The following is a 26,863-nucleotide window of genomic DNA, read 5'->3' as shown; positions in this document are numbered from 1 at the left end:
GGAAAAACCCGGAAAACTCAGACCCCGGAATCTCCACCGGAATCCAGATATCGTTCCACCATGGGCCAGTCTATCTTTTTAATATATTTGGCCTGAAGCTTTGAGACATACAGGACGTTGCCTCCGAGAAGAATTTTCAGGTCAGAAGGCTTCGCAGAGACAGATCCAAGCGGCATCAAAACAGGCCCCTCGGGAGAGGTAGAGAGCCTGAAGTCCTGCCCGCTTTTCCGGACATACGCCCTGACTTTTTCATCAATTGCAAATCCCGGAATCATTTAAAACACCAGAGAAGAGATTGTCTGAAAAATATAAATAACTGAAGGTTGTGGGATTCCCGAAGAACCGGTTGAATGTATCCCATGCACAGGAGCTGGGATAACTAGCTAAATTAATTCCATGAACAGGATTCAGAGGGATCATTTGAATTCACACTTTCCAGGACAGCAGGTCCGCCTGCTCTCAGGACCTTTCCGGGGCAGTTTTAAATTTCATGAAAACAATCTAGAAAATAGATAGCGTATGATGATGAAAGACAAGGGAAAACTTGTAATCTGGCCCGTATATATAGACCAGACCAGATCCAGAAGCAACGGAAGAATTATCTCCCGGAAAAGTTCGGTAAAAGAGCCTCAGCTCAATGAAATAAAAAAAGCAGCCCTTGAACTGGGCCTTAACCCTGAAGTTGAACCTGAAAAAGCTTATCCCAAGGCCTGGTGGGAAGTGAGCGGCAGGGTGCTCGTAGACAACAAGGGCCCTAAATCCGTGATTGCAAAACAAATCTCGGCAGGCATAAAAAAGACTCGAACCAGGTAAAGCTCAAAAGTTTAGAGGTCCAAGCCCTTCATCCGTTCCAAACTTATTACCTTTCAAAAAACTGCCCGGTCCGAAATGACCTTACAAAGTTTCCGGAAGGAAAAACAATGTTTATATCAGTTAGGAGTGAAAAAAACACTTATGTCCGAAACCAATAAAAAAATCCTGCCTGTAATAAATCCAACATCCAGTTCAAACCAGCACTCTTCGCCCAGAAAAACACCCTCTAACCCCAACCATGAAATTCAGCTAGGATGCGGATGTTGCTCTACACCCTGTGAGGGTTGCGGGGGAGCCCTGGGAATAAAGGTAGGATCCGAAAAAGACGTCGTATACCGAAACGTTGCCATCTACCTCTCAATTGCAGTTGTGATAATTCTTGGGACTTTTATGGCGCAGAAAATTCTGACTGTGCTTTCAGCAGGGTTAACATAACCTTTCCCGGCGCCTTCCCCCAGGTCACACTTTCTCCCTATCCTTACTGCTATTGCCTTTTTTCCTGGAAGGTTTCAACCCTTTATAGGGATAGCGCATTTCCATTCCGCAGCGCTCGCAGGAGACCACAGTATACCCGCCTTTAAGCCGGTAGCGAGCGTTTACTCCGGGTACCAGGAAAGCATAGCAGTGTTTGCAGATACGGCGTTTTATTTCCCGCGGAACCCTCATCCGGTTTCGCATTGAGATGCTCCGGATAAGCTGAACGTAGCGCTCGCTTCGTTCGGGATGTTCCTTGAACTCCTTTTCCGCAAGCTCAAAGAGCCTCCACATGCGCTGGGTTGCAACGCTTCGGAGCATATTTTTCTGTTTTTTCCTGGGAATTCGCGACATGGTGGGATAGATTCTGCAATTTATCTTATAACCCTTCTCTTTTAACCTGAGCATCCCTTTAAGGTCCTGTAACCTGTTGCAGGAAAAAGGAGAACTCAGGGATCAAAAATAATTACTTCAACGTCGGGATTCTTGCCTTTAACAAGGGCTTTAAACTTTTCCGGGTTTCCGGCCGTCCCCTCAACCTTTCCGTAGTGCATGGGGATTGCAACTTTCGGGGAGATAACCTCAACTGCTCTGGCAGCTTCCTCTTCGTCCATGGTATAGGTCCCCCCTATGGGCAGCAGGACAACGTCAGCCCTGATACCCCCCATTTCCGGGAAAAAGTCGCAGTCCCCAGCATGATAGATGCGCAGCCCTTCAAGTTCGACAATGTACCCTACCCCAAGTCCCCGCGGGTGGTAAGGTTTGTCAGGATTGTAAGCAGGTACGACTTCGATCCTTGTTCCCTTGATCTCAAGCCCCTCAGCCAGGACATCCCCTTCGGCAATCCTCCTGGCGTCCCCTTTGAAGTTAAGAGAACAGGCCTCAGGGACAAGGGTTGTGGAATCGGACCTCCTGACCTTCCGGATATCATCAGGGCTGCAGTGGTCGAAGTGTTCATGGGTGATCAGGAGAATGTCAGCCTTTTCGTCAAACTCGGGCTCTTCCGCAAGCTCGAATGGATCGATATAAATCCTTTTGCCTTCCCCTTCCAGCAAAAAGCCTGCATGCCCGAGCCAGCTTATTTTCACACCTCCGATTGTTGTGCTTTTCATATAATTAAACCTCCAAGGATCTTTTGTGTAATAGAAACGTTGATAAAAATCCGTCAAACTGTCAGGACTGATAAAAGTGGAATTTAATTAAGATCAGAATCCAATATATAAATTAGGGATAGATGAACGACAGATTAGAATTATTAGTATATATTCAAACAAAAATGGACAAATTGTGAAGACATGCCACAATATTTAGAATAGTAGGAGATGAGATAAATTTTCTGCAGTAATCATATGCAGTAATCATATGCAGTAATCATATGCAGTAATCATATGCAGTAATCATATGCAGTAATCATATGCAGTAATCATATGCAGCAATCATACGCAGTAATCATATTCAGTAATCATATACACCATCCCTGCAGCGCTTATTGAGGAGCATCTATTATAAAACTGCCTTCTACAAGCCAGTTATAAATCAACTTCTGCAGGTGGCAGACCACGGGCAGCCTGATTACCACCGCCTCCCTATTGTTTCCGGCCGAATGGACGGCTATGGACTCCTTTCCATCCGCAATCATGAAGCAGTCTTCAGTGTACTGGACTCCATCAATGAACAGGTTCCGGACAAAGTCCCCAAAATCTTTACCGGTCTCCGTGAAGTCGAAGGGCATTCCTCTGAACTTATTAAGATCATCTACAATAAGAATTAGCCGGCAGTTTTTTTCCAGCTTTTTCAGGTCTGATTCAAACTCGCCCAAAAATTCCGGGTTGGTAGAGAAAACTATCAGTTCATCCCTGACATTATAGAGAATCTCACGGACCCTTTTCCGGATACCCCATTCGCTCTGGATGCACCAGACAGGAGAAGACCTTGGAATTTCATAACTCAACTCGTTAAGCTGGTCCAGAGCCTCGATGGCACAGGTGAAAAGTTCGTCCTTGATCCTGCCAATTACATGTTTCGGATCGACCGCCCTGAAATAAACCGGAGAACCCTGCCGAACTTCCACAAAACCTTTTCTGGACAGTGTTTTGAGGATGTCATAAACCTTAGCCCTGGGCACTCCTGTCAGTTCATGGACTTCCCTTGCGGTGGCTTCTTTTAAACTTACCAGCCCGGCATAGGCCTTACCCTCATTTTCGGTAAGCCCCAGCTTCTCAAGATTGCGGACAAGCCCCGGATTTATCGCAGGATACATTTGTTACCCCTAAAGTAACAATAGATTTAAATCTTTTCTTTCAATATACCCTCAATGTAAGAGAACAGTATCAAGTAATTATATAAATGAATAGAAAATAAACCTATCAAATACAAATATTTACAGATTTAAGGTTAAAAACCAGGGTTTACAGTACTGGCCCCCTGAGCCTCAAAAAGCGAGACCCAGCTTCAAAACCTGTTTATGCTCGAGACAATCGAAATGAGGGGAATTCGCCATTAAGAACATTTTTGAAAAACTAGGGATTTTTATCCAGAATAACCGCCTGACCATACTCCTGGTCTTTTTCCTTTTCGTAATCATAGCAATGCAGGGCGCACAGAAAATAGAAATGGCATCAGGCACCGAAACCTTTGTCGGGAAAGACTCACGAATGTATCAGGATTTCGACCACCTTTTCCTGAACATTTTCCAGACAGAGTCTATTGTAGTAATGGTGGAGGGAAATGACGTAAAAACGTCAGAACTCATGAAGGCCGTGGACCGACTGGACCACCAGCTCTATTCCACGGAAGGAGTGATCGAAACCACAAGCCCGGCATCGATTATTAAAGGTATAAACTACCAGATGACCGGCAGATACGTGATCCCGGACACCGATGAAGAAATCAGAGCCATAATAGACAGCAGCCCGGACACTTTTGAGATGCTTACCCCTGACGATACACACATGCTCATATCGGTGGTAATGGCGGGCTCGACCACGGACGCAAAACGAGAGGAGATCCTGTACGCAACCGAAGAAGCAATCTCATTTTCGGATTTTCCCCCCTCATACAACATCATAGTTACCGGAGACCCGGCTTTCCAGATTTCAATGAACGATGAAATGAATTCAAGCATGGGTCCTCTTCTCGGGATTTCCGCCTTTTTTATGCTCATTGTGCTAAACCTTGTTTTCCGGCACGTCCGCTGGAGACTACTGCCTTTACCTATTGTCCTGATTGGAATAATATTCACTTTTGGAGCTATGGGATACCTTGGAATTCCCCTTTCCATGGTTTCCATGGCCGCTTTCCCGGTGTTGATAGGACTTGGCATAGATTATGCCATCCAGTTTCATAACAGGATAGAAGAAGAACTACAGGAAAACAAAAACAAAACCCACGCAATTGTGGCTACCGTAAAAAATACAGGCCCTGCGGTCCTTGTCGCCCTCGGGATGACAGCTCTTGGCTTTGTGTCCCTGTTCACCTCCTCAGTCCCCATGATAAGGGATTTCGGAAAACTCCTCCTGGTAGGGATAATCATGTGCTATCTCGCAGCCATATTTGTAGGCATCATCACAATATCCCTCTTTGACGGAGTTTCGGAAAAGAACCTGTTCGGGAAAATGAAAAGCAAAATAAGATCTGGCCGGGTGAAAACAGGGAGAAAACCGGAAGGACACGCGAAAACCCAGAAAGTTGAAAATGGCCTGAACAAACTTACCGACTTTACAATAAAATACGACGTGATTGTGCTCGGGATTGCAGCACTTCTCTGTCTCGGGGGCATTTATGCCGACCAGTCCGTGGGCATCCAGACTGACGTTACAACCTTTGTCCCCCAGGACATGCCCGCACTTGTCGACCTGGAACACATGGGCGACATAATGGGTGGGGACGAACAGCTGAACATCATTATAAAAGTAAAAGATACTGCCAACCCTGAGATCCTGAAGTGGATCGACGAGTTCAGCGAACATGAGGTGAGCGGAAGAGGACATATATACAGTGCATCGAGCATCGTACCCCTCGTAAAAGAGCTAAACGACGGTACAATCCCGGACAGTTCCCAGGAAATTGAGGCAATCTACGAAGAAATCCCGGACTACCAGAAAGACCGCTACATGTACGGGAAAAATATGCTTCTCCTGAACTTTAACATCGGAAACGCCGTTTCTGACATAAAAGTAACAGGGATCAAAGAGCTTACCAACATCGTAAGAGAGGATATCCGGTGGATGCAGGCGCCCCCCGGCACATCTGTCACAATTACGGGAAACAACGTGGTCTTCATAGAAGTCATAACCGCGCTTACAAGCGGCAGGGTGCAGATGACTTTCCTCGGGCTTTTCCTGGTCCTTGCCGGGCTTTTCATAGTCTACAGGGACTGGCTAAAAGCCCTGACTCCGGTCATTCCCATGTTTATCGTGATCGGCTGGTCCGGCGGGGTTATGGATTACCTGAACCTTGACTACAACCCCATGACCGCAACCCTCGGGGCTCTGATCCTGGGAGTTGGGTCCGAGTACGCAATTCTCATGATGGAGCGCTACTTCGAAGAAAAAGAAGCAGGTGCAAGCCCAATAGAAGCCATCCATAAAGCAAGCACAAAAATAGGAACTGCAATTGTTGCCTCCGGGGCCACAACGGTCTTCGGTTTCTCAGCCCTGATGGCGTCCCCATTTGGCATGATAAGTGACTTCGGGATCGTGACGGTCATCGATGTCCTGCTTGCCCTGGTTGCTACATTTGTAGTATTCCCGCCCCTTATTGTCGTTCTGGACACCTGGCGAGATAAAAGAAGAGGCGCACAAACAATACAAAACCAACCCAACAAACAAGTTCGAGGGGCTGATATCTAATGAAAGAGCCCAGAAATCAAGCTACACAGAAGATAATAAAAACATTCGCTATAATCGCAGTACTCTTTGCAGTTATCTCAATAACCGCAGCTCCGGCCCTTGGAAACGATAATAATGATGATGAAGTGAACTTCATTATTCCGGAGCACGGGTACACCGTGGACTACTACCGGAGCTACGGGGAACCGATCATACAGGCATCTATTGTCGGAGACCCCGAATTCAAGAGGGGAGAGATTGCAGGTCTTCAGGTAAAAATAGTGAACAAGGGATATATAGAAGGTTTCAAAAGGCTGAATGGAGACCAGGGAGGAGACAACTCCACTGAGGAACTGCTGGCACTTGCAGAACTGGAAGAAGAAGAGGAATGCACAACCACAAAAGACCTCAAAGCCACCCTTGTCTCGGAAACGGAGTATATAGAAGTCGACCCCGTAACCAGCGTCCAGGATGTGGAAGAGATTGAAACCGGGCACACACAAACCCTCCGGTTCACGATAAAAATCGATGGAGACACGCCTGCAGGAAACTACGAACTCCTCCTGCCCGTGAGCTACGAGTACCAGGCAAATGTAAGAACAGTAACTCCTGAAGTAATTAACCTTGGCCTGACCAATACGGAATTCACACGAGAATATAAAACAAAAAACACAGTCCTCAGCTTACCCGTCTCTATTGAGAGCGAACCGAAATTTGAGGTGACTGAAGTTTCCGGGAACCTTAAACAGGGAGAAACACAAGTCGTTGAGGTAAGCTACACAAACACCCGGGAAATCACAGCAGAAGATGCTATGGCCCGCATCATAGTCATGAGCCCCCTTAGCACGGAAAAGTCCATAGTCAGACTCGGGGACATCGGGCCTGGAGAAAGCAAAACCGCCCTGTTTGAAATTTCAGCAGACCAGGATGCAGTTGTGAAAAAATACGGGATTGACAGTGAAATAAAGTACATTGACGAAGAAGGAGAAACCTCTTTTTCAGAAAACCTGAAAGTAAATGTGCCCCTTGAAGCATCCGAGAAAAAAATCAGCATAACGGGCATAGCAATTGTACTGATAATCCTTATCGCTCTATACCAGATCATAAACATGCACCGGAAAAGGAATCAAAATAATGAGAATTCATCAGGTGATGATAATGAATAAAAAAGGAATTTTTGCTGCAGTCACTACCCTTCTTATCCTGGGTCTTGCAGCCCTGCCAGCACAGGCAGCCATACCTGAAAATTTTGACATCAGTAACAATTACTACACCGTCTACGGAGGTCCGGACCTCAGCGCCACCCTGCTCGGGGACAACGAGTTTTCCAGAGGGGACACGGTGACCCTCAGCATCGATATGATGAACAAAGGTGCAATTTCCGGCTTCAAGTCCGAAGACGAAGCAGATGATGAAAAAGAAACCGTACTTCAAAAAACTGAGATGCAGTACGAAGCCCAGAGCGTGACTGCGATTGGCATCCTTGCTACCCTTACGTCCGACGACCCGAACATCAAGGTAAAATCCGGATCCCAGGAAGCAGGAACCCTGAAACAGGGAAAGGACAGCTCAAGCCCCACAAAGTTCACCATCGAAATCAACAAGAACGCACCTGCAGGAACGTACCCCTTAACCCTCGAGCTTTCATACAAATACCAGAATAATGTGCAGGTAGGCGGGGATGAATACTACAAAGAAACACAGCTGGTAACAAACCAGGAAGTAGGCATCTGGTATGAAAACAAAACCCAGACCCAGACAATCGAAGTAGTGATCAAAAAAGAGCCCTACTTTGAAGTGACGGAAGTTAAAGGGGAACTCTACCCCGATGAAGGCGGCATGCTCTACGTCACTTATAAAAACGTAGGGGAAGACCCCGCAAAAGACGCCACGGTAAGGGTCAGTGCCGGCGACCCCTTCAGTACCACGGACGATCAGGCATATCTCGGCACCCTGAACCCGGGAGAAAGCTCAGTTGCCGTCTTTGACATGGACGTGGACAAAGACGCAAACCCCAAGCCATACTCCATTAACAGCGAGATCCTTTACGAAGACACCGACGGGCATGACCAGATCTCGGACAGCGTCAAGATCAACACGGAAGTCCTGTCCGCAGAAAAAAGCCTCCCTGGATACCAGATTGGTGCAGGAATGGGTTTCATGGCCCTTGCAGCCTGTTTCGTCCTATACAGGAAAAGACAGCAGGAATAAAGGAAAGGCCTTATGAAAGGTAAGACCTGGAACAGAAAAAACCCAAAAGAAAAAGGTTCAAAAAGCCAGATCTAAAAAAACCCGACGTAACCATACCATTTGAGGATTTAACTCAACCAGGAATGGTTACACTTTTTTTGTAACACATCTTCTTCTGATTCATCCGGACCTGATTGATTTATCCAATGGGGTAAAACGATTGATCGATCTGATTGAATGGACAGATTAAAGAAAAGTAAGAAAGAGAGGAGAGAAGAAGAAGAAGAAGGGCAAAACGGTTTATTTACCGGGTATTAAAAAGGATTATTTTCTTAATTCTTTTTTTCAGGCTGCTTTTCTTTCGATTTATTAACTTTCAATTTCTTATCTTCAGGTTTATTTTCTTCAGGTTTATTTTCTTCAGAACACTCGGGCTCCGGCCTCTTTGCAACCATCACTTCCGTGGACTTAATGACAGCATATATCCGGTCTCCGGGCTTTATGTCGAGTTGCTCCACGGCCTCTTCGGTGACAACTGAGGTAAGGATTGAAGGTTCAATTTCAATCGTAATCTTCGAAACCAGCCCGCCTTTCTCGACTTCAAGGACCTTTCCCGGAAGCCTGTTCCGGGCTGAGATTTTAAAGCCAACGTTTTCCCAGGCGGTTTCGTCTCCCACAGCCTCCTTGATAAGCTGCCTGCTGGTTTCATATTCGGCCAGCATTTTTCGACCCACTTCCGTTAGGAAGGTCCCCTGGTTTTTCCCCCCGCGCACTGTGACCACTGCGGGATCTCCGAGCCTTTCGTTCATTTTTTTCAACATGAGCCAGGCATGTTTATAGGAAATCCCCAGTTTCTCGCAGGCTTTCCGGAGGGACTTTTCCTCATCAATAGCTTTGAGCAAACTGGCTTTTCCGGCCCCCATCACGGGCTTTCCGTCTTCTGTAAACCAGAGCTTTGTTTTCGCTTTCACAAATTTCCACCTCATCGGAGCACATGGATAGAAGAAGCTTTGAACTGGGCATAAACAGGCACCCCGGGAGCTAGCTCCATTTCTTCGGCAGACTGCCGGGTTACCAGTGCGTTCAGGAGGAGCCCGCAATCCATCCGCACCCGCACAAGTGCGCCCAGGCTCTGAACCTCTATCACCGTGCCTTTCAGTGAGTTCCTGATGCTGGATTGCGTGAAGGTCTTACTTAAAACTATGTTTTCCGGTCTCAAGCCGACATGTACCATGTTCCCGACCTCCACCTCCCCGGCAGCTTCAAGCACCGTTCCTTCGGCTTCGATCCGGAGGAGGCCCTCTTCACAGGAAAGTACCCTGCCTTTCAGGACATTCTCGAAACCTACGAAATCAGCGATCATGTCGTTTGCAGGTTTTTCAAAGACTTCTTCCGGCGTACCCACCTGTACAAGCTTTCCGTCCATAACCACCGCAATCTTATCTGCCATGATCCGGGCTTCGGTCTGGTCGTGGGTAATGTGGAGCACGGTCAGCTTACCCTTCCGGTGCACATTCAAAAGCATCTCCCGGGCACTATCCTGTGTCCTCGGATCAAGGGCACTCAAGGGCTCGTCCAGCATGAGGATTTCAGGATCTGTAACGAGAGCCCGGGCAAGGGACACCCGCTGCTGTTCCCCCCCGGAAAGGTTTAGAGGATGCCTTTCCAGCAGGTGGGAAATATTAAGGTATTCCGAAATTTCCATTAACTTTTCGGGAGCTTTGAGTTTTTTCATCTTCAGCCCGAATTCGATGTTCTTTTTAACGGTCATGTGGGGAAAAAGGGAATAGTCCTGGTACACAAAAGCCAGGTTGCGTTTTTCCGGAGATAAGTCCGTAACGTCCTTTTCATTGATCAGGATTTTTCCAGAATCCGGGCGGTGGAAACCTGCTATAAGTTCAAGGAGCAAGGTTTTTCCGGAACCTGTGGGCCCGAGGATAACGAAATACTCTCCGTCCCGGATAGTCAGGTCCAGGGAATCCAGGGCAAAAGTTTTCCATTTTCGGGAAAGGGCTTTAATCTCTATCATATATGCTCCAGCCTGCGGAAAGTATTCTGATTACTATAAAGATTGTGAGGGTTATAAGGATAAGGAGAACTGCAATTGGCCTTGATGCCGAAAGCCCATATGATATGTAGCGCTCGTAGATCAGGGTTGGTCCTATCATCGGATAGTAGGCAATGATTACAACAGCCCCGAACTCACTGATAGCCCTGGCCCAGGTCATGATAGCTCCCACAAGAAGGTGCCTGGCCGAGAGGGGAAGAGTTACAAGGAAAAAGGCTTTCCAGAGAGGAGCACCCAGAGAACGGGCCGCTTTTTCAAGCCTGGGATTAACACTTTTGAAGCCTTCCCTTGCGGAATTGGCAAGGTAGGGCACGGACACGAAAAGCATTGCAACCACTATGCCTGGAAGAGCATCCCTAAACTGGACATAAGGTTCGAGCGGGCCGCCTATAAGCCCGCGGGACCCGAAAACCGTCAGGAGCGCAATCCCGGCAACCGTATGCGGGACTACAACAGGAACATCGATGATACTCTCAACAAGGCGTTTTCCAGGGAAATCAAACCTTGCCAGGATGTAGCCCGTGGGAGCCCCGAGAAAGAGGGCTATAAGAGTAGCAAGAAAACCTGCATAAAGAGAGAGAAAAATTGAGCTCATAACCGAACTGTTTTTTGCAGTTCTGACCAGGCCAGGAAAATCGTTCAGTAACTGCCCAATGATCATGTTTGCAAGGGTAACGGAAATAAAAAGGAAAAGAACAAGCAGTAAAAAGGAAAAAACGGAAATCAAAGGCTCGAGTTTTTTAGACTTCCGGGCTACGGGTTTCATATTTATCCTTTTTACTGTCGTTTTGCTTGTTATGGGTTTCCCCGCGATTCACTTTTTGCAATGAACTGCACTATTACATGCATTCACACAAAAATGCATTCATGCAAACAAGCATACACAAATATGCATGCAAAAATATGCATGCACACAACAATTCGTCTTTATTCTACAAGTGCCTGGAGAGCAGGAGGCATGGCTTCTTTTCCACCGGCAACTGCGGGCACGATCGGAGGCTGACCATTCTCGACAAAGATCTGCTGTCCGGTCTCTTCAAGCAGAAGTTCAACGAATTCAGTTGCAAGCTCAGAGTTCTCGGCATTCGTCGGAATTGTGACTCCGTAAACAATCGGGGCGCCAGTCGCAATTTCCCCGCTAGCCCTTTCAACCTGCACTTTGCCATAGTTGTCCGCGTACTCAATAGAACTAAGGTCGATTTCCTCAGGGAGTTCAACGAAGTTGAAACCGTGCTGGACAGCGACACTCCGGTAGATGTAGAAGTAATCAATCTCCCCCATTTCCAGGGCTGAAGAAAGTTCCACTTCCATGCTCCGGAGCATGATCTTAGAGGTATCTGGATCGATTGCTTCGGATTCGGGGACATGCACTGTATAAATACCGTTTTCCTCAGTAACGGTCATTCCTGTCAAATCAATGATAAGGTCATCATAGATCCGGTCATCCTCATATTGGAGTTCCGCAAGCTGGGTTACCATCTGGGTCCTGTACCCGCAGGGGTCATCGTTAGGGTTGGAAAAACCGTAGCGTACATCCGGTCTCCTGAGAATTTCATACCAGTTGTCAGCATTTATCTCATCACTATACTTACTATCATTCGTGTAAGCGATAACTATCTGGTTCTTGGCAAAGGCTGTATACCAGTCTGCATACTCGGGCATCATCATCGTAGGGATCAGGTTGTAGTCAGCTGATGCCAGGATATCGGCGTTTTTCCCGAGTTCGGTGATTTTTCGGACACATTTTGCGCTACCTGCAGCTTCCCTCTGGACATCCACGCCCGGATTCTGTGCTTCAAACTCCTGTTCAAGTTCCTCGAAAGGCACTCCCAGGCTTCCGGCATGGAAAACTTTAAGGATGGAGGATTCTTCAGCAGGACCTGCGCCTGTACCGTTTTCCTCTGCCTCACCGGCTTCGTCGGAGGAGGAATCAACACAGCCAAGTCCGAAAAAAGTAACAGAAAGGACTGTAAAAATTACCAGCAATTTGTAGATATCTCTTCTGGATGACATTGATATGTCATCATGAATACAACGGTTAATAAACTTTTTGCGCAAATATAAAGGAACCTCCTGCAGAATACCCCAAATGCTACCGGAAACTTATGACAGCAGAAGGAAAACAAAAAAGTCGGATAAAAACAAACGAAAAAAGAAGAAAAACGCAAATTTGCTTGAAAAATAAACAAAAAAATGGGAACGGGAGACAAAAAGGAATAAATAAATAAGATGATATAAGTAAAAGTTCACTTACATAGAAAGTTACATAAAGATAATATTAAAGTGTATATATCACAGACTATTAAAAAGTGTACATTTGTGGACTTTCATATAAGCACACAAGCACATAGCAACTATACATACAACTATACACAATCAACCCCACACATTAAGTTTTTATTTTGAAGGTATCATTATGGACAGTTATCAGATCTTCTTGGCGCTGCTCACGGTCTATTTAGCAGGACTTGTGAGCATTGGCTGGTACTTCAATAAAAAACAGAAATCCGTCACTGACTTTTGGCTCGCTGGGCGCCGAATCGGGCCCACAGGAGTCGGGTTTTCAGCAGCTGCATCCTGGATCACCGCAGGTGGGATTCTTGCAGTCATTGGTTTTTACATGCTGCTGGGGATGGGCTCGATCTGGGGTTTTGTGGCCCCGAATATCATTGCTCTCCTGCTAATTGCATTGCTTGTGGGTAAGATAAAAAATCTCCCCGCAATCACCCAGCCCGAACTCCTCGAACAGCGTTATGGAAGTTCGATCAGGATGCCTATCGCCCTGGTCATTGCAGTTGTTATGATCCTTTTTGCAGTAGCTGATGTCCAGGGACTTGCTATGGTCCTGCAGATATTCTACGGGCTTGACAAAATATATGCCGTGGCTTTAATCGCTGTTGTGGTTTCGATTTATGTCACCCTGGGAGGACTTTCGGCCGTTGTCTGGACAGATGTAATCCAGTTTACTATCCTTGCGATCTTTACCATAGCAATGGCTTTTGCCGCCGTGGGTACGGTGGCCGACGGAGGCCTGGGAACCACTGCAATAAGCAACTCCGAGCTTTTCGGAAACGTGCCTGACGGCTGGTGGAACCCTTTCTCAATCGGGCTGCCGCTGGTCCTTATTTATATCCTGGCCATCATTCCGGGATGGATTTCCGAGCAGGACCCCTGGCAAAAGGTCTGGGCTGCAAGGGATGAAAAATCCGCACGTAAGGGAATGATCCTGGGAGCTTTCATGATCCTGGTGGTCTTCGGGTCCTGCGCAGTGATTGCAATCGCACTCAATGCCATATACCCCGAAATCGCAGCTATGGGCTTTCCTGCAGGCATGGCACTTGCCGAACCTGCCCTTCTAACCTTCATTAACGAACGATTTGCCGCATCTCCCCTCCTGATCACCCTCAGCGCGATCGGACTTACCGCTGCTGCCATGTCCAATGCTGACACTTTCGCAACCTCCGGTGGCTCAAACCTTTCCCGGGACATCTACCAGAGGTACATAAAACCGGATGCCACCATGAAGGAGATGCTGGTCGTAAACCGTATTAGCGTGCTCATAATCGTGCTTGGGGCGTGTGCGGGCACTTTCTACATACAGGGCATCATCGAAGCAATTCACATCGCAACCTTCATTGCCAGCGCTTCTTACTTCTTCCCCCTCATGGGAGGGCTTTACTGGAAGAGAGCAACAAGGCAAGGCGCTCTAGTATCCATGGTAGTCGGAGGAGTGTCTCAAATAGGGCTTGTACTCCTTGACTACACAATGGAAGCCCCACCCATGGCAGCCACCTATCTTGAAGGCGTCCACCCGGCCCTCATGAGCCACGGAGTCATCCTGGGCATGTCATTGAGCGCTGTCGCTTTCTTCGGAGTTTCTTTGATGACAAAGCCCTCAAGCAGAGTCAACCTCGCCCCCTTCTTCGAGGAGGAAGCCCAGGCCCTTGCTCGCTACGAAGCCAGGGAAATCAATGAAATGGATCCTGTATACAGCTCCTTCCTCGGGAACGTCGAAGAAAAAGTCACAGGTGAACGCTCCCATCTTCAGTTGAACCTCCGGGTCTCTGACACCCTCAGCTGGAAAGAACTCGTTGAAAAGCTGAAATCCGTTTCTCCAGCCTGGGTCACTCCCACAGGACAGGACTCGGTATACAGGCTGACCCACGGGGATATGCTCTCCTGTGTTACAGTAACAAGGGGCAGCGGCGACAGAGACATATGGCTCAAAGCCGAACCCAGACTTGAGACCGTGGGCAGGCAGAAAAAAGAGCTGTTTACGGCTTATGAAGAATTGAAAAACGTTATGGGCCAGAAAGGAGTCTCCCTGGACTTCTATTAAGGCACCTGAAAAAAGAGCCGCAATCGGCTCTTAACCTATTTTATTCATAACTTGTATTTTCTCTGAACTTATTTTCTCTGAACTTATTTTCTCTGAACTTATTTTCTCTGAACTTATTTTCTCTGAACTTATTTTATAATAGTAGATATCTGTTAAAATCGGGATCCCTATCTTATTCCGGAAAGGCAATTCAGAGCTTCAGGACATTTTCCAGAGTCTTTTTTCCCTGAAGGACATCTTCCATTGAAAAAACTTCAAAGTTGTAGACACCTTTATACCCGGAAAGCAGGTTCAGCACGGAGAAGTCTATACAGCCGTTTCCGGGAGCCATGTGCTCATCCCCATCATACGTTTCCGTCCACTGGCCCCCATTATCATGTACGTGGAGGTGGACGATATGTTCTTTCAGGGTTTCCACAAAACTCAGGAGTTTTTCAGGGTCCCCCCCGCAGGTGAGATTTGCGTGCCCTATATCGAAAGTAGCTTTCAGGGACCCGGAATTTACGGCCTCAACCGCACGTGCAAGTTCTTCGGCTTTGCAGCAGAGGTTGTAAGGGTCCGTACCTTCCTTATTTTCCAGCCCCAGCATGACCCCCTGGTCCTCGGCAGTGGAAGCGAGCACCTTGAGGTTTTCTACCATTGAAGAAAAGGCAATTTCCCTGTCCTGTCCAATTCTTCCGGGATGCAGTACAACAACCCCGGCCCCGATCCGGTTTGCAAGGGCTATGGACTCATCCATGAGGGAAAACTCCCGTTTTCCCATGCAGGCAGTATCTACCTGGAGGGAACCGGGATAGTTAGGGTCCGGCGCAAAATAAGGAGCATGAATGGTGCTTGCAAATTCGTATACTGATAGCTCGTCAAGTATCAGGTTCAACTTTTCATTTTCCAGCTTCCTGCCGGAATAAACCCCGAGCTTAGGGATATACAGTTCTATTGAATTCACATTTCCCTTTAGTTCAACAGGGGTAGCTGCAAAGGATGAGGCTCCGAGAATCACAGAAAAAGAAGGAAAATAAAATATAATAATATTTTTGCCCGGCCCTGACCCGGACATTTGAGAGTGAAGACTCTGGAGGGATTCCAACTAAACATAAAAAGATTACAAAATGCCGCATGATTCCACCCGGGCAACAGGGCAGACCCATGGAAAAGTCACAGAAAAAACATAGAATAACCACAAGAAAAACATACAAAAAGGTCTACTTGCAAAAATTTACCACTAGCAACGTATTTATATATAATAAAGTGTTACCCCGCAAACAGATGAAAATAATATATAGATATATTTAAAAAAAGTATATATATTTACAGGGGAAATCTTGAGAAATATATATCAACAATGCAACATATATTACATAGTATGGCATGTGGTAAATACATTTGATCTTGACGCACAGTAAGCATAAGAGTCTAAGAAAAAACATAAAGTTGGGAATAATTATAAGAGAGGAATATATAAAAAAATAAAAGCTCGGAAGAAACTGTTTTAAATAAAAATGAAAATTATATAACTTGTATTAAAAAAATGGATTGGCCCATATCAATATCGCAATCTTTATATGATATTGAAAGGAGTATAATATGTTTTTTTATATATATTTAACATTTAGTGCACTTTTCCTGCTACATACATCATATAAAAATGATTGTATATTATATAATCCTATAATAATATTTTAAATGCCTACATATTTCGAAAGGTTTATGAATGATTCTCTCTAATCCCAAAAATAACGCTAGTCATCATCATTTTTCTTTGCAATGATATGGCCAACGATTCCAAAAAAAAGTACAGCGTTTTTTTGAATCCAACTTATTAACATGTTAATAAAATTAAAGGAGGAAAATGAATGGAACCACTCATAGGCATGGGAGTACTGGCACTTATGGGCGTAGCTGCAACCATTGCAGGTGCCTCAGAAGACCTCGAATCCGATGTAGGGTCCCAGAGTAACCCGAACTCGCAGGTCCAGTTAGCTCCCCAAATGATGTTTCCGCATCGAATCTATAACAAAGCTGTTTCTGGTGAACCACCATCAAACGCACTAATGAGTGCAATTGGTGCAACCGGCGCTGTAGTATTAATGGGTGAATTCAATCTGTCTCCGCTCTTTGCACTGGTTATCGGTGCCCTCATTGCAGCATGTGTCCACGGCACCTACGCCATGACCTCTACAATGGGCAGGGCTGCAAGTCAGAGCCGTTTCAAGCAGCCGGTATACCTGGACATGATCCGGAGCCACACCCCTGTAATCATGGCATATGCGTTCATAACGACGTTCTGTGTCCTGATCATTTCGTACATGATGAACGTTGTCCTCGGACACCCCTTCCCTCTGCCCCTGCTAGCCTTTATCTGGGGAATCACGATAGGTGCAATAGGGTCATCCACCGGTGACGTCCACTACGGCGCAGAGCGTGAATTCCAGCAGTTCGAATTCGGTTCAGGTTTGAACGCTTCGAACTCCGGTAACATTGTAAGGTTTGCAGAATCCGGCCTCAGGAACGGGTACGATAACTCCTGGTTCTGTGCAAAGTTCGGTGGACCTGTAACAGGTATCGCTTTTGGTATGACCGTTTTCCTGGGCAGCTGGGTAACAACTGTTTTTGATCCCGCAGTAAGCATCGCACAGGGCTGGCTCTCAGCTGTTGCAGGGATTATCATTGTCTTTATCTTAATTATCTGGAACAGGAAAATTGAAGTTGCTGCCCGCAACAACTATGGACCGTACAAGGAAGACAAGCCTGAAGAGGAGGCAGCAGCATGATTGACCTCGCAGCAAACCTCGTATGGATGTTCCTGGTCGTTATCGGCGGCGTGCTGATTTCCTGGAGCGTCCACTTTGTGCCTGTGGGCGGTGCGCCTGCAGCTATGGCACAGGCAACCGGTATCGGAACCGGTACAGTGCAGCTGGCAGCCGGAGCAGGACTTACCGGGCTTATCAGTGCCGGGTACATGATGAACGTGGTCGACAACCTTCCCCTGATTCTCGCCTCTGGCACAGTCGGTGCCATGATCATGATCTCAGTTACCATGATCGTAGGGACCTGGGTTTACGTATATGGTGTAGGCTGTGTGCCTTCTTCCGCAAAGGTCAAGGAAGACCCAATAACCCATGACCGTCAGGACCTTTATGTGTCCCAGGGAACTGAAGGACACGGACTCCCAACAGTCTCTTTTGTTAGTGGAGTTATCGGTGGGGCTCTTGGTGGCTTTGGTGGATCCCTCGTCTACTACGCCCTCCTGAAGGTCGGCATGGGAGTCGCCGAAGTCGATGCAAATATGATCGGACTTGTGGCAATTTTCGCAGTAGGTATCTTCTTCGTGAATGCTGTAATCCCCTCATACAACATTGGAGGTACCATCGAAGGATTCCATGACCCGAAATGGAAGAAGTGGCCGAAAGCGGTAATTTCATCCTTTGTCGCAACGATTTTCTGCGCACTCGTGGCAGTAATCGCAATTTCACAGCTTGGAGGTCTCTAAAATGTCTGCAGGTGGAGCCGGAGGAGAAGCCAAAGGCGGCTTACCTCCAAACACAATAATAGGAATCGGTGCTGCAGGCGGACTCATAGGAATTTACCTGGCACACTTCCTGCCCGCAACATTCTCCTTCTTCGGAGGTATCGCGGCAATCTGTGCCATCGTCTGGGGTGCTGACGCGGTCCGCCGTGTTGCAAGCTACGGGCTTGGTACCGGAGTTCCGTCCATCGGGATGATCTCCCTTGGCATGGGTATTGTCACAGCCCTCTTCGGACTTTCGATAGGAGGCGTCGCAGGCCCAATAGTATCCTTTATCGCAGCAGCAGTCATCGGTGCTATAATCGGTGTGCTTGCTAACAAGGTAATAGGAATGGGAATCCCGATCATGGAACGGGCAATGGTTGAAATTGCAGGTGCAGGGACCCTGGCAATCATCGGACTTAGCACCGTCATTGCCGGAACCTTCGAATACGGAGCCGTACTTGATACTGTAGTCTCAACCGGGTTTATCGCAATGATCTTCATCGTCGGCGGTATGGGAATCCTTCACCCCTTCAACGCAAACCTCGGACCCGATGAGAAACAGGACAGGACCCTTATAGTTGGTGTTGAGAAGGCAGCCCTTGCAATGGTTGTTGCAGGTCTCGCATCCTCAATCAACGAAGGTCTTGGACCTGCCTTTGTCACAGTTCTTGTGGGGCTCACTATCTGGTACCTGGCATTCAACAAGTACTACGGATTCGTCAAGAGAGACGCATACGCAGTGATTGGAACCGGCCTTCTGCCCAGTGAGGAGGAACTACAATGAGCATGATTCGTATAGCCCCCGAAGTACACCTGGTTCTGGACCCCGACACCGCCCTTGTGGCAGAAGAAAGGTCGGACTCAATTGCGTATTCCATGGAACCGGTCTTTGAGAGGCTTGACAAACTGGAAGCAATTTCAGAGGACCTCGTGAACTCCCTCTCTCCCAGCATGCCGCTCCTGAACACCTGGCCCGGACGTGAGAACACCTCTTACCTGGCTGGAATCTACGGGAACTCCTTCTACGGAATTATCGTGGGTCTTGCATTCAGCGGACTGCTGGCATTGATAATATATATATACAGCCTGATGGGAGGGGTGATCTAAAATGGTAGATAAAAGAGAACCAGCCCCAGGATGGCCAATCCTTAAAGGTGAATACGAAGTCGGCGATGTGAAGGGCTGTGTTGCAGTAATTACCTGCGCATCACACCTTCCAGGCAAGCCTGTTCTCGATGCAGGAGCAGCAATAACAGGATCCTGTAAAACCGAGAACCTTGGTATTGAAAAGGTCGTTGCCCACGTAATTTCAAACCCTAACATCAGATACCTGGTTGTAACAGGAGCAGAAGTTAAAGGGCATATTACGGGACAGGCAGCGATCAGCCTGCACGCAAACGGTGTGAAGGACAACAGGATCGTAGGCGCAATCGGAGCCATTCCGTACGTCGAAAACCTGAATCCCGAAGCAGTTGAACGCTTCCAGGCACAGGTCGAGACCGTCGAACTGCTGAACACCGAAGATATGGGTACCATCACTGCCAAGGTAAAAGAACTCGTTTCAAAGGATCCAGGAGCCTTCGATGCCGAACCCCTGGTCGTAGAGATCAGCGAGGAAGGCGAAGGCGAAGAAGATGTAGGTGTTGTAAGGCCGGTTTCCGGAGAAATCGCAACAATCCGCAGCCGGTTGAAGGGCATTGAAGCCCGGATGCTTGACATCGGAAACCTGAACAAGTTCCACTCAGGGATTCACGCCGGCAAGGTTGAAGGTGCCATGATCGGACTGACTGTAACCATATCCCTGCTTGGGTTATTACTTCTCGGGAGGTAATGAAAATGGCAGAAGAAGGACAAGGCGTCCCAATGGTGCTTCCCCCCCAGATGGGTGCAATTGATGCTACTGTTGAGAGCATCCGGTACAGAGCGCAGTTGATTGCGAGGAACCAGAAGCTGGACTCCGGAGTCATGTCCACCGGGCTTATCGGCTTCGCACTGGGTTTCCTCTTTTCACTGGTGATGGTAATCATACTCCCGTTAATCATCTGGGGTCTCTAAATTGAGAGGTGAATAAAATGGATGGAAAAGCACCAGCCGCATTTGTAGATCCAGATGAGTTTAGCGAAGTATTGAAGAGGCTTGACCTGATCGATGAAAAGGTCGAGTTCGTCAACAGTGAAGTTGCGCAGAGAATCGGAAAGAAGGTAGGAAGAGACATTGGGATCCTCTACGGTGCAGTGATCGGACTGCTTCTCTTCCTGATCTATGTCTCGGTATCATCAATGTTCTTATAAGTGAGGGATCAAAATGTTCAAGTTTGATAAGAAACAGGAAGTTTTTGAAATTGGCGGAGTCAAGTTCGGCGGCCAGCCGGGTGAGTACCCGACCGTGTTAGTCAGTACCATGTTCTACGCAAGGCACAAGATCGTGACCGACGAGGACAAGGGACTATTCGACGTAGCAGCCGCAGAAACCCTGTGGAACACCCAGGTAGAACTGAGTGACGCTACAGGAAACCCCTACGTGAACCAGATTGTGGGAGAAACCCCCGAGTCCATCAAGAAATACATCGACTGGTTCGTTGGAATCGATGACAGGACCCCCTTCCTGATCGACTCTTCAGCCGGTGAAGTACGCGCAGCCGCTGCCCAGTACTGTACCGAAATCGGTGTCGCTGACAGGGCAATCCACAACTCCATCAACGCTAGTATCGAACAGGACGAAATTGACGTCCTCACGGAAAGCGATGTGGAAGCTGCCATCGTGCTGGCCTTCAACGCAACCGACCCAAGCGTTAAAGGTAAACTCGACATTCTTGAAGTCGGCGGTTCCGGACAGGACAAGGGTATGCTCCAGATAGCCGAGGAATGTGGGATCACGGTTCCCCTGATCGACGTTGCAGCAATGCCTCTTGGTGCCGGCTCAGGCGCAACAATCCGCTCAGTCCCCACCATCAAGGGAAAGCTCGGCCTGCCTGTAGGCGGTGGATACCACAACATGGCATCCGCATGGGACTGGCTCAGGAAGTTCAAGAAGACTCAGCCCGACCCGAAGTCGATCTACATGCCCTCTGACATCGGGACAAACCTGGTGGCCCAGATCGCTGGTTCTGACTTCCTGCTCTACGGTCCGATCGAAAACGTCGAGAAGGTCTTCCCGGCTGTCGCAATGGTCGACATCATGCTCGGAGAAACCGCAAAAGAACTCGACATAGAGATCGCTGTGGAGAACCACCCGGTCAACCAGTTGACATAAGCTCAAAAAAGTTATCTTAAAAACGGATGGAAACATCCGGAAAGCAAAGCGGAATGTTTTCCCTTTGCTTTTTCTTTTGTTTTTGCCTCTTTTCTTGCTTTCTGCAGGTTGCTTGCATATTCTGAATAATTTTTCACGATACCGTTTTTCGCCTTATTTCAGAAATTACATCCAATGTCTGTAGATTCCATACACATACTCATAGTTATATATGGACCGAGATACCAAGTATATGTAAACGTTATCAAATGATTTCAGTTAGAGATTATTAATTCAAAAACGGCATCATGAGATATGTCTAAATTATTATGTCGACCTGCCGAATATAAGTCTTTTTAAGTTTATTTTATATTCTGTTACTATGTTGTGTAGAATTTTATGTGGAATTCTTACGATACATTTTATGGAGAATTCTTGAGATAGCGTTTAGTGTGGAATTCTGGCGTGAACATCTTTATGTTATCTTTTGTGAATTTCCAGTTTCTGTATGATCAATATCCTCTTCATTCACAAAGTTTGAGACGAACATATAGAAAGCATCAGAAATTGGTTGATAAGAGAAAGATAATAAAAGTATAAATGTTTTATAAAAATTAAAATTCAAAAAATTATGAAAATTCAAAAAAGATTGGGAAAAGAAGAAGAAGAAAAAGAAGAAGACCGATCAATTTTTGGAACCCGCTTTTCCCGGAGAGTATAGAGACGTATTTGAAAACAGCAGAGCAGGGACAATTTAAGGTAATGTATGACCTGACCGAGTGCTGACCGGAAAATCGCCAGCATCCGGCCAGGAATTGTGCGAATCCACTCCCAAACCCGCTGTTTACGTAAGGGCCAAGCTCCATTGTCCGAGGAATTTTACGAACAACAAAGAATTGAGGCACACTTAAAGAAGGGAAGAAACCTATACCCCACTTCTGCAAAGGTATGCAAACGTATGTTCACACTCCTTACAACCCCATTCATTCAGACCCCACGTCCACTTCATTCAACTGGAATGCGAACCCCAATTCACATTCCAGTTTTGTATTTATTCACAAGAGATAGACTATCATAACACACATAAATAGTAAATTGTGAATTTGATATCAAACATTTTTTCAAGTGTCACAAATAATATATTCAAAGGTTTTGATAGTACAGAAGTCACAAGAATTAATATTCCGGCTTACAACAAAATGGAAAGAAGAGAAGGAGATTTGGCCTTTGCAGTAAAAACGCAGGCTAGATTAGGACCAATTTTATCAATAATGCCTTTTGGTAAAAGTTCTCAAAAAATAGCACTAAATAGAAAGATTTAATATTCAATAACACTTCACCAATATTAGAGGGAAAAAGCAAAAGATTTTTAGGAGCACATAAATATATTTTGGAACAACTGGTTCTTTAAATCCAGTGTCCGGATCGAATTAATTAAAAGCTAACGCAGATTCGTTCAGGACATTAGTTGTGGACCGCAACATAAGGTATCAAAACACTACATATTGATTTATAGAGGACCAAAAGCTGCATTATTGTGTTGGGTGGTAAAATGCTGATTCGAAAAAATATATCCCTTGATGACAAATATCTTAAAAAATTACAGCCACTTCTGGACGCCAATGACGGGAACCTGAGTGCTGCAATAAGGGATACCATTGCGGTTGCCGATACTGCGCTTATATATCATAACAGCATTGACGAGGCAATCAAATTTTTGAAAGAAGCTCCGTCGAGAGAAGGGATAAACGACACAATCCAGAGTGGAGAAAATATTGTTATAAACAAGACAATGCTCGAATGGCTCTTCAGGTACACTAAAGGCAGGCTTACGGAAGAAGAACTGGTAAATGAACTGATAAATCCTTTTGAAGTTCAGAATATGAAAGAACTTGAAGGGTATCTCAACCGGGCTGCTCGGAGCTACCAATGGCCCATCAGGACTTCAATCAAATGTGAAAACATCAATGACCCTGACTCCGCCCTTGTCATTTTTTCAAACTCCACGGTAAACAACCGGGAATTTTTTGCCCAGCTTGTGGCCCATTTCCTGGCAAAATGGGTGCAACTCGATGTAGAACACATTTTCCGGAGAGCTAATTCTACCCAGATCTCTTTCAAAAAGAACCTCTCTGTTTCCCCGAGTGAAACCATGCCCGGGATCAGGAAGCACTTCGGGTACCTTGATATCGTGTGCAAAGAGCTCGATGACAATACCGAGTTCTGGACACAGCTCATGTATACCTACAACGTGGAAAGATATAACCTCGTTACCCTGCACAGGAACCAGTTTGAAACCTTTGCCGCAGGGGATGCTCCGAACCCCACTAAAATCCTGGAACGCCTGTGCAAACAGTCCTTAAACGAAATGACCCTACCCGACCTGCTTATTGCATTCAAAAGAATGTACCTGGCAACCCAGCTTGTCAAGAACATAGAACTCTACCTGGAACCCGGGAAGGAATCCGTGACGATCTTCCACGACTTTAAAAATGAAAAGGTAATCTCCAACCTTGTGGAATATTTCTCCAACATATTCAAAGAAAAAGGAATTCCTTTTGAACCTGCATCTTATGCCAGCATGATAGTGTTCAGGTTCAACGAAGAATCCGGACCTATCAATGGTTCTGACTCCCAAAAATTATCTTAAACCCAAAACAATCCAGAAAATTATCTTAAACCCAAAACAATCCAGAAAATTATCTTAAACCCAAAAAACAATCCAGAAAATTATCTTAAACCCAAAAAATGATCCCAAAAAAGGGAAACTTCGCCCGAAGCAGGAAGTTCCCCCCAAAACCCTATCTAAAAAAACCACCTTTAAGACCGGATCAGTCCAAAGGATTCCCGCATAGGAGAGGGATTAGCCTTTTGCCACCCCGAGAGGCAGAACACGTGCAACCTTCCGGGCAATCCCGAGTTCATGCACTACATTTACCACCTCACTACTCGACTTGTAAACGTCGGGGGCTTCTTCTGCAATAACGGACGGATGTGTGGCCCTTACCGTAATCCCCATGGCTTCAAGTTTCTCCTTTATGCCCTCTCCCCTGAATTCCTTCTTGGCGTGCGCCCGGCTCATGACCCTGCCAGCCCCGTGACAGGCGCTTCCGAAAGAGATATCCATCGCCTCTTTCGTACCACAGAGAATGTAGGATGAAGTCCCCATGCTGCCAGGGATCAAAACAGGTTGCCCGACATCCCTAAACACTGCAGGGACCTCCGGATGACCAGGGGGAAAGGCCCGGGTAGCTCCTTTCCTGTGCACATACACTTCCTTTTTCCTGCCTTCGATAAGATGTTCCTCGAGTTTTGCCACGTTATGGGCAACATCATAGAGCAGTTCCATTCCAAGCTCATCGGAGTCCCTGCCAAAAACCTGTTCAAAAGTTTCCCTTGTCCAGTGAGTGATAACCTGCCGGTTCGCCCAAGCATAATTTGCGGCACAGAGCATTGCCTTGAAGTAGGACTGAGCTTCCTTTGACTGCGCAGGGGCGCAGGCAAGCTGCTTATCAGGGATCTGTATGCCGTACTTCTTCACAGCCTGGGACAAGGTCTGAAGGTGGTCCGTGCAGATCTGGTGCCCGGCACCTCTAGACCCGCAGTGAACCATGACAGTGACCTGCCCTTCCTCAAGCCCGAAAGCCGAAGCCACCTCCCGATCATAAATCTCGTCCACATACTGGACTTCCAGGAAATGGTTCCCACTTCCCAGAGTACCGAACTGGGGTTTCCCTCGCTTCCGGGCTTTATCGCTAACATATGCAGGATCTGCCCCTTCAAGGAACCCATTCCCTTCACAGTGCTCGGTGTCGGCTTCCACACCATACCCTGATTCCACCGCCCACTTTGCCCCATGCAGGAAAGCATCATCCAGCTCGTTATCAGAAGCCCTGATCCGGCTTTTTGACCCGACTCCAGAGGGGACGTTTCTGAAAAGGCCGTCCGTAAGCTCCTTAATATGAGGGACCACATCCTCCTTTTGCAGGTTCGTCTTTATCAAACGGACTCCGCAGTTAATGTCAAAACCCACTCCGCCGGGACTGATAATCCCCTCTTCACTATCAAAGGCCGCGACCCCGCCGATGGCAAAGCCGTATCCCAGGTGAGCATCCGGCATAGCCATAGAATATTTCTGAATTCCAGGAAGAGTTGACACATTTGCAATCTGGTCAATTGTGCCCGGATCAATGCTTGCAAGCAGTTTTTCGGACACAAAAAGGCGCCCCGGGACTTGCATTCCGGGAGTGTGCCCAACAGGGATTTCCCAGCTGTTTTCGGAAAGCTTCCGGACCATGCCCCTCACACTCGTAAGCATACTTTCCGGGCCTGCACTTTCTGTCCCTTCACTTTGCGAACCCGCGCTCTCCAATCCTCCATATTCCGATCCTGTCTCCTCATTTGCTTTCATATTTATAATCCACCTCTCCTCTGGCTTTTATAATTATGCTTCCCTGGACTTGCGTCTCTGGAATTCTTCTGCCCACACCCGGACTGCCTGCAGCCAGCTCCCATGACAGATTTCTCAAAGGGGCCTGGGAGCTCAGGTTCCATAGTCCAATAATCCATGAGACAATGATTTTAACCTGCAATTCGAAATTCCATGAGGCAATGATTCTACCCTGAGGTTCAATAATTCCATAATACAATGATTTTAACCTGCAATTCAAAATTCCATGAGACAATGATTTTGTAGTACAGTCATTCATAAGGACATTTTCCGTACAATAATTCTCAGATCAATGGTTTGTTCCTTAATACAATGATTCTAAGACGTAATGATAATGATTTACATAAGGAAAATATGAATATGGTGCTGTATGAAAGAAACCTGAACAAAAAAATGGACAAAAAAGTGGGTAGAAAAGTGGACAATCCAGGATTACCAGGGGCTTCATTCATCCATGAACCGGATAAGGCATTATCAAACCTCTGGAACCTTAAGAAGCCGCCAGTTAAAGGTCCACAACCACCTGAGCCATCCAACCCCCAGGCGTCTTTTCAAGTTCGAGCTGGTTGTAGGTAACCGCCTTGATCTCGGTTTCAAAGGGATGGATTTCAAGGTTCCATTTATCCCCCAATGCCCGGGCTTTCAGAGAGTATTCACCGTCCGCTTCCCTGATCTCCTCTACCCTGAATTCTCCGAAGATGGTTTCCTCCACTTCAAATAGAAAAAGAAGTTCGGAAAGCCAGTCAATAAGCAGGGTGTCCAGGCCCGGGGATTTGAGGGAAACTTCCAGCGAGGTCTCTACAAGGACCTTTTTAGTGTCAATCATCACGTTGAACATGGCAAGAGCGGCATTTTCAAAGACTTCTTCCAGGGTTTTTCCATACGCCCTGAATTTCGCATCTGCCGTATGTTCAAGGTATTCGTACTGCTCAGGTTGAGGCGGCATAGTCCTGTATTG

29 protein-coding genes are annotated in these 26,863 nt (G+C 46.8%); 16 read left to right on the top strand and 13 right to left on the bottom strand.

The window, feature by feature from the left end:
- Positions 1–17 precede the first annotated feature (17 nt).
- Positions 18–275, bottom strand: a complete 258-nt coding sequence (locus ACSAZK_RS11310) for a hypothetical protein (RefSeq protein ID WP_440954235.1) — start codon at positions 273–275, stop codon at positions 18–20.
- Positions 276–525: 250 nt separating this feature from the next.
- On the opposite strand from ACSAZK_RS11310, the gene ACSAZK_RS11305 reads away from it, so the two are divergent.
- Both ACSAZK_RS11305 and ACSAZK_RS11300 read left to right on the top strand, forming a co-directional pair.
- Complete coding sequence (locus tag ACSAZK_RS11305) at positions 526–813, top strand: signal recognition particle protein Srp19 (RefSeq protein WP_440957003.1); 288 nt, start codon at positions 526–528, stop codon at positions 811–813.
- Between the two features lie 141 nt (positions 814–954).
- Positions 955–1,248, top strand: coding sequence for a hypothetical protein (locus ACSAZK_RS11300; protein ID WP_440954234.1), 294 nt, complete (start codon positions 955–957; stop codon positions 1,246–1,248).
- 24 nt (positions 1,249–1,272) lie between these two features.
- Here the strand turns inward: ACSAZK_RS11300 and ACSAZK_RS11295 are convergent, their stop codons facing one another.
- The 3 genes from ACSAZK_RS11295 to ACSAZK_RS11285 all read right to left on the bottom strand — a co-directional run bounded on the left by ACSAZK_RS11295 (position 1,273) and on the right by ACSAZK_RS11285 (position 3,547).
- Positions 1,273–1,641 (bottom strand): ribonuclease P protein component 4, encoded by a 369-nt coding sequence (locus ACSAZK_RS11295; RefSeq protein WP_440954233.1) that lies wholly within the window; start codon positions 1,639–1,641, stop codon positions 1,273–1,275.
- A 95-nt stretch (positions 1,642–1,736) separates the two neighbouring features.
- On the bottom strand, positions 1,737–2,399 hold the full coding sequence (locus ACSAZK_RS11290) for an MBL fold metallo-hydrolase (RefSeq protein ID WP_440954232.1): 663 nt from the start codon (positions 2,397–2,399) through the stop codon (positions 1,737–1,739).
- 374 nt (positions 2,400–2,773) lie between these two features.
- Positions 2,774–3,547 carry a TrmB family transcriptional regulator gene (locus tag ACSAZK_RS11285; RefSeq protein WP_440954231.1) on the bottom strand — a complete coding sequence of 258 codons (774 nt, stop codon included), beginning with the start codon at positions 3,545–3,547 and terminating at the stop codon, positions 2,774–2,776.
- Between the two features lie 328 nt (positions 3,548–3,875).
- Between ACSAZK_RS11285 and ACSAZK_RS11280 the strand changes: the two genes are divergently transcribed.
- The 3 genes from ACSAZK_RS11280 to ACSAZK_RS11270 are packed head-to-tail and all read left to right on the top strand — an operon-like array spanning position 3,876 to position 8,327.
- Positions 3,876–6,137 (top strand): hydrophobe/amphiphile efflux-3 (HAE3) family transporter, encoded by a 2,262-nt coding sequence (locus tag ACSAZK_RS11280; RefSeq protein WP_440954230.1) that lies wholly within the window; start codon positions 3,876–3,878, stop codon positions 6,135–6,137.
- Positions 6,137–7,282 (top strand): COG1361 S-layer family protein, encoded by a 1,146-nt coding sequence (locus ACSAZK_RS11275; RefSeq protein WP_440954229.1) that lies wholly within the window; start codon positions 6,137–6,139, stop codon positions 7,280–7,282. Before ACSAZK_RS11280 ends, ACSAZK_RS11275 begins: the two co-directional genes overlap by 1 nt.
- Positions 7,275–8,327 carry a COG1361 S-layer family protein gene (locus tag ACSAZK_RS11270; RefSeq protein WP_440954228.1) on the top strand — a complete coding sequence of 351 codons (1,053 nt, stop codon included), beginning with the start codon at positions 7,275–7,277 and terminating at the stop codon, positions 8,325–8,327. Before ACSAZK_RS11275 ends, ACSAZK_RS11270 begins: the two co-directional genes overlap by 8 nt.
- A gap of 311 nt (positions 8,328–8,638) precedes the next feature.
- On the opposite strand, the gene ACSAZK_RS11265 is transcribed toward ACSAZK_RS11270, so the two are convergent.
- The 4 genes from ACSAZK_RS11265 to wtpA form a co-directional block, all read right to left on the bottom strand.
- Positions 8,639–9,277 (bottom strand): TOBE domain-containing protein, encoded by a 639-nt coding sequence (locus ACSAZK_RS11265; protein ID WP_440954227.1) that lies wholly within the window; start codon positions 9,275–9,277, stop codon positions 8,639–8,641.
- An 11-nt stretch (positions 9,278–9,288) separates the two neighbouring features.
- Positions 9,289–10,335 (bottom strand): ATP-binding cassette domain-containing protein, encoded by a 1,047-nt coding sequence (locus tag ACSAZK_RS11260; RefSeq protein WP_440954226.1) that lies wholly within the window; start codon positions 10,333–10,335, stop codon positions 9,289–9,291.
- On the bottom strand, positions 10,322–11,140 hold the full coding sequence (locus tag ACSAZK_RS11255; RefSeq protein WP_048183882.1) for an ABC transporter permease: 819 nt from the start codon (positions 11,138–11,140) through the stop codon (positions 10,322–10,324). The genes ACSAZK_RS11260 and ACSAZK_RS11255 overlap by 14 nt, the downstream gene beginning before the upstream one ends.
- Positions 11,141–11,301: 161 nt before the next feature.
- Positions 11,302–12,387 (bottom strand): tungstate ABC transporter substrate-binding protein WtpA, encoded by a 1,086-nt coding sequence (gene wtpA, locus ACSAZK_RS11250; RefSeq protein ID WP_440954225.1) that lies wholly within the window; start codon positions 12,385–12,387, stop codon positions 11,302–11,304.
- 403 nt (positions 12,388–12,790) lie between these two features.
- On the opposite strand from wtpA, the gene ACSAZK_RS11245 reads away from it, so the two are divergent.
- Positions 12,791–14,713 (top strand): sodium:solute symporter family protein, encoded by a 1,923-nt coding sequence (locus ACSAZK_RS11245; RefSeq protein WP_440954224.1) that lies wholly within the window; start codon positions 12,791–12,793, stop codon positions 14,711–14,713.
- Between the two features lie 190 nt (positions 14,714–14,903).
- Here ACSAZK_RS11245 and ACSAZK_RS11240 read toward each other — a convergent pair whose 3' ends face one another.
- A complete protein-coding gene (locus ACSAZK_RS11240) occupies positions 14,904–15,713 on the bottom strand; it encodes a sugar phosphate isomerase/epimerase family protein (protein WP_440954223.1) in 810 nt (269 codons plus the stop codon).
- Positions 15,714–16,566: 853 nt separating this feature from the next.
- Here ACSAZK_RS11240 and mtrE point away from each other — a divergent pair.
- Genes mtrE through mtrH form a run of 8 tightly spaced genes read left to right on the top strand, consistent with a single transcriptional unit; the run spans position 16,567 to position 21,476 of the window.
- Positions 16,567–17,484 (top strand): tetrahydromethanopterin S-methyltransferase subunit E, encoded by a 918-nt coding sequence (mtrE, locus tag ACSAZK_RS11235; RefSeq protein ID WP_440954222.1) that lies wholly within the window; start codon positions 16,567–16,569, stop codon positions 17,482–17,484.
- A complete protein-coding gene (mtrD, locus tag ACSAZK_RS11230) occupies positions 17,481–18,203 on the top strand; it encodes a tetrahydromethanopterin S-methyltransferase subunit D (protein ID WP_440954221.1) in 723 nt (240 codons plus the stop codon). The genes mtrE and mtrD overlap by 4 nt, the downstream gene beginning before the upstream one ends.
- Before the next feature lies 1 nt (position 18,204).
- Complete coding sequence (gene mtrC, locus ACSAZK_RS11225; RefSeq protein WP_440954220.1) at positions 18,205–19,008, top strand: tetrahydromethanopterin S-methyltransferase subunit MtrC; 804 nt, start codon at positions 18,205–18,207, stop codon at positions 19,006–19,008.
- Complete coding sequence (locus ACSAZK_RS11220) at positions 19,005–19,331, top strand: tetrahydromethanopterin S-methyltransferase subunit B (protein ID WP_440954219.1); 327 nt, start codon at positions 19,005–19,007, stop codon at positions 19,329–19,331. Before mtrC ends, ACSAZK_RS11220 begins: the two co-directional genes overlap by 4 nt.
- A 1-nt stretch (position 19,332) precedes the next feature.
- On the top strand, positions 19,333–20,055 hold the full coding sequence (mtrA, locus tag ACSAZK_RS11215) for a tetrahydromethanopterin S-methyltransferase subunit A (protein WP_440954218.1): 723 nt from the start codon (positions 19,333–19,335) through the stop codon (positions 20,053–20,055).
- Positions 20,055–20,279, top strand: coding sequence for a tetrahydromethanopterin S-methyltransferase subunit F (locus ACSAZK_RS11210; protein WP_440954217.1), 225 nt, complete (start codon positions 20,055–20,057; stop codon positions 20,277–20,279). The genes mtrA and ACSAZK_RS11210 overlap by 1 nt, the downstream gene beginning before the upstream one ends.
- A gap of 17 nt (positions 20,280–20,296) precedes the next feature.
- Positions 20,297–20,515, top strand: coding sequence for a tetrahydromethanopterin S-methyltransferase subunit MtrG (gene mtrG / locus ACSAZK_RS11205; RefSeq protein WP_048181757.1), 219 nt, complete (start codon positions 20,297–20,299; stop codon positions 20,513–20,515).
- 13 nt (positions 20,516–20,528) lie between these two features.
- Positions 20,529–21,476 carry a tetrahydromethanopterin S-methyltransferase subunit H gene (gene mtrH, locus ACSAZK_RS11200; protein WP_440954216.1) on the top strand — a complete coding sequence of 316 codons (948 nt, stop codon included), beginning with the start codon at positions 20,529–20,531 and terminating at the stop codon, positions 21,474–21,476.
- 11 nt (positions 21,477–21,487) lie between these two features.
- Here the strand turns inward: mtrH and ACSAZK_RS11195 are convergent, their stop codons facing one another.
- Positions 21,488–21,613, bottom strand: coding sequence for a hypothetical protein (locus ACSAZK_RS11195; RefSeq protein ID WP_440954215.1), 126 nt, complete (start codon positions 21,611–21,613; stop codon positions 21,488–21,490).
- A gap of 1,041 nt (positions 21,614–22,654) precedes the next feature.
- On the opposite strand from ACSAZK_RS11195, the gene ACSAZK_RS11190 reads away from it, so the two are divergent.
- A complete protein-coding gene (locus tag ACSAZK_RS11190) occupies positions 22,655–22,777 on the top strand; it encodes a hypothetical protein (RefSeq protein WP_440954214.1) in 123 nt (40 codons plus the stop codon).
- 230 nt (positions 22,778–23,007) lie between these two features.
- A complete protein-coding gene (locus tag ACSAZK_RS11185) occupies positions 23,008–24,105 on the top strand; it encodes a hypothetical protein (protein ID WP_440954213.1) in 1,098 nt (365 codons plus the stop codon).
- Positions 24,106–24,318: 213 nt separating this feature from the next.
- Here the strand turns inward: ACSAZK_RS11185 and ACSAZK_RS11180 are convergent, their stop codons facing one another.
- The 3 genes from ACSAZK_RS11180 to ACSAZK_RS11170 form a co-directional block, all read right to left on the bottom strand.
- Positions 24,319–25,773, bottom strand: coding sequence for an RtcB family protein (locus tag ACSAZK_RS11180; RefSeq protein WP_440957002.1), 1,455 nt, complete (start codon positions 25,771–25,773; stop codon positions 24,319–24,321).
- Positions 25,774–25,852: 79 nt separating this feature from the next.
- Complete coding sequence (locus ACSAZK_RS11175; RefSeq protein ID WP_440954212.1) at positions 25,853–26,164, bottom strand: hypothetical protein; 312 nt, start codon at positions 26,162–26,164, stop codon at positions 25,853–25,855.
- Positions 26,165–26,410: 246 nt separating this feature from the next.
- A complete protein-coding gene (locus tag ACSAZK_RS11170; protein ID WP_440954211.1) occupies positions 26,411–26,851 on the bottom strand; it encodes an archease in 441 nt (146 codons plus the stop codon).
- Positions 26,852–26,863: the final 12 nt, after the last annotated feature.

Source organism: Methanosarcina sediminis (assembly GCF_052056915.1).
GTDB lineage: Archaea > Halobacteriota > Methanosarcinia > Methanosarcinales > Methanosarcinaceae > MTP4.
This window is presented reverse-complemented; position numbering and strand designations above follow the sequence as displayed.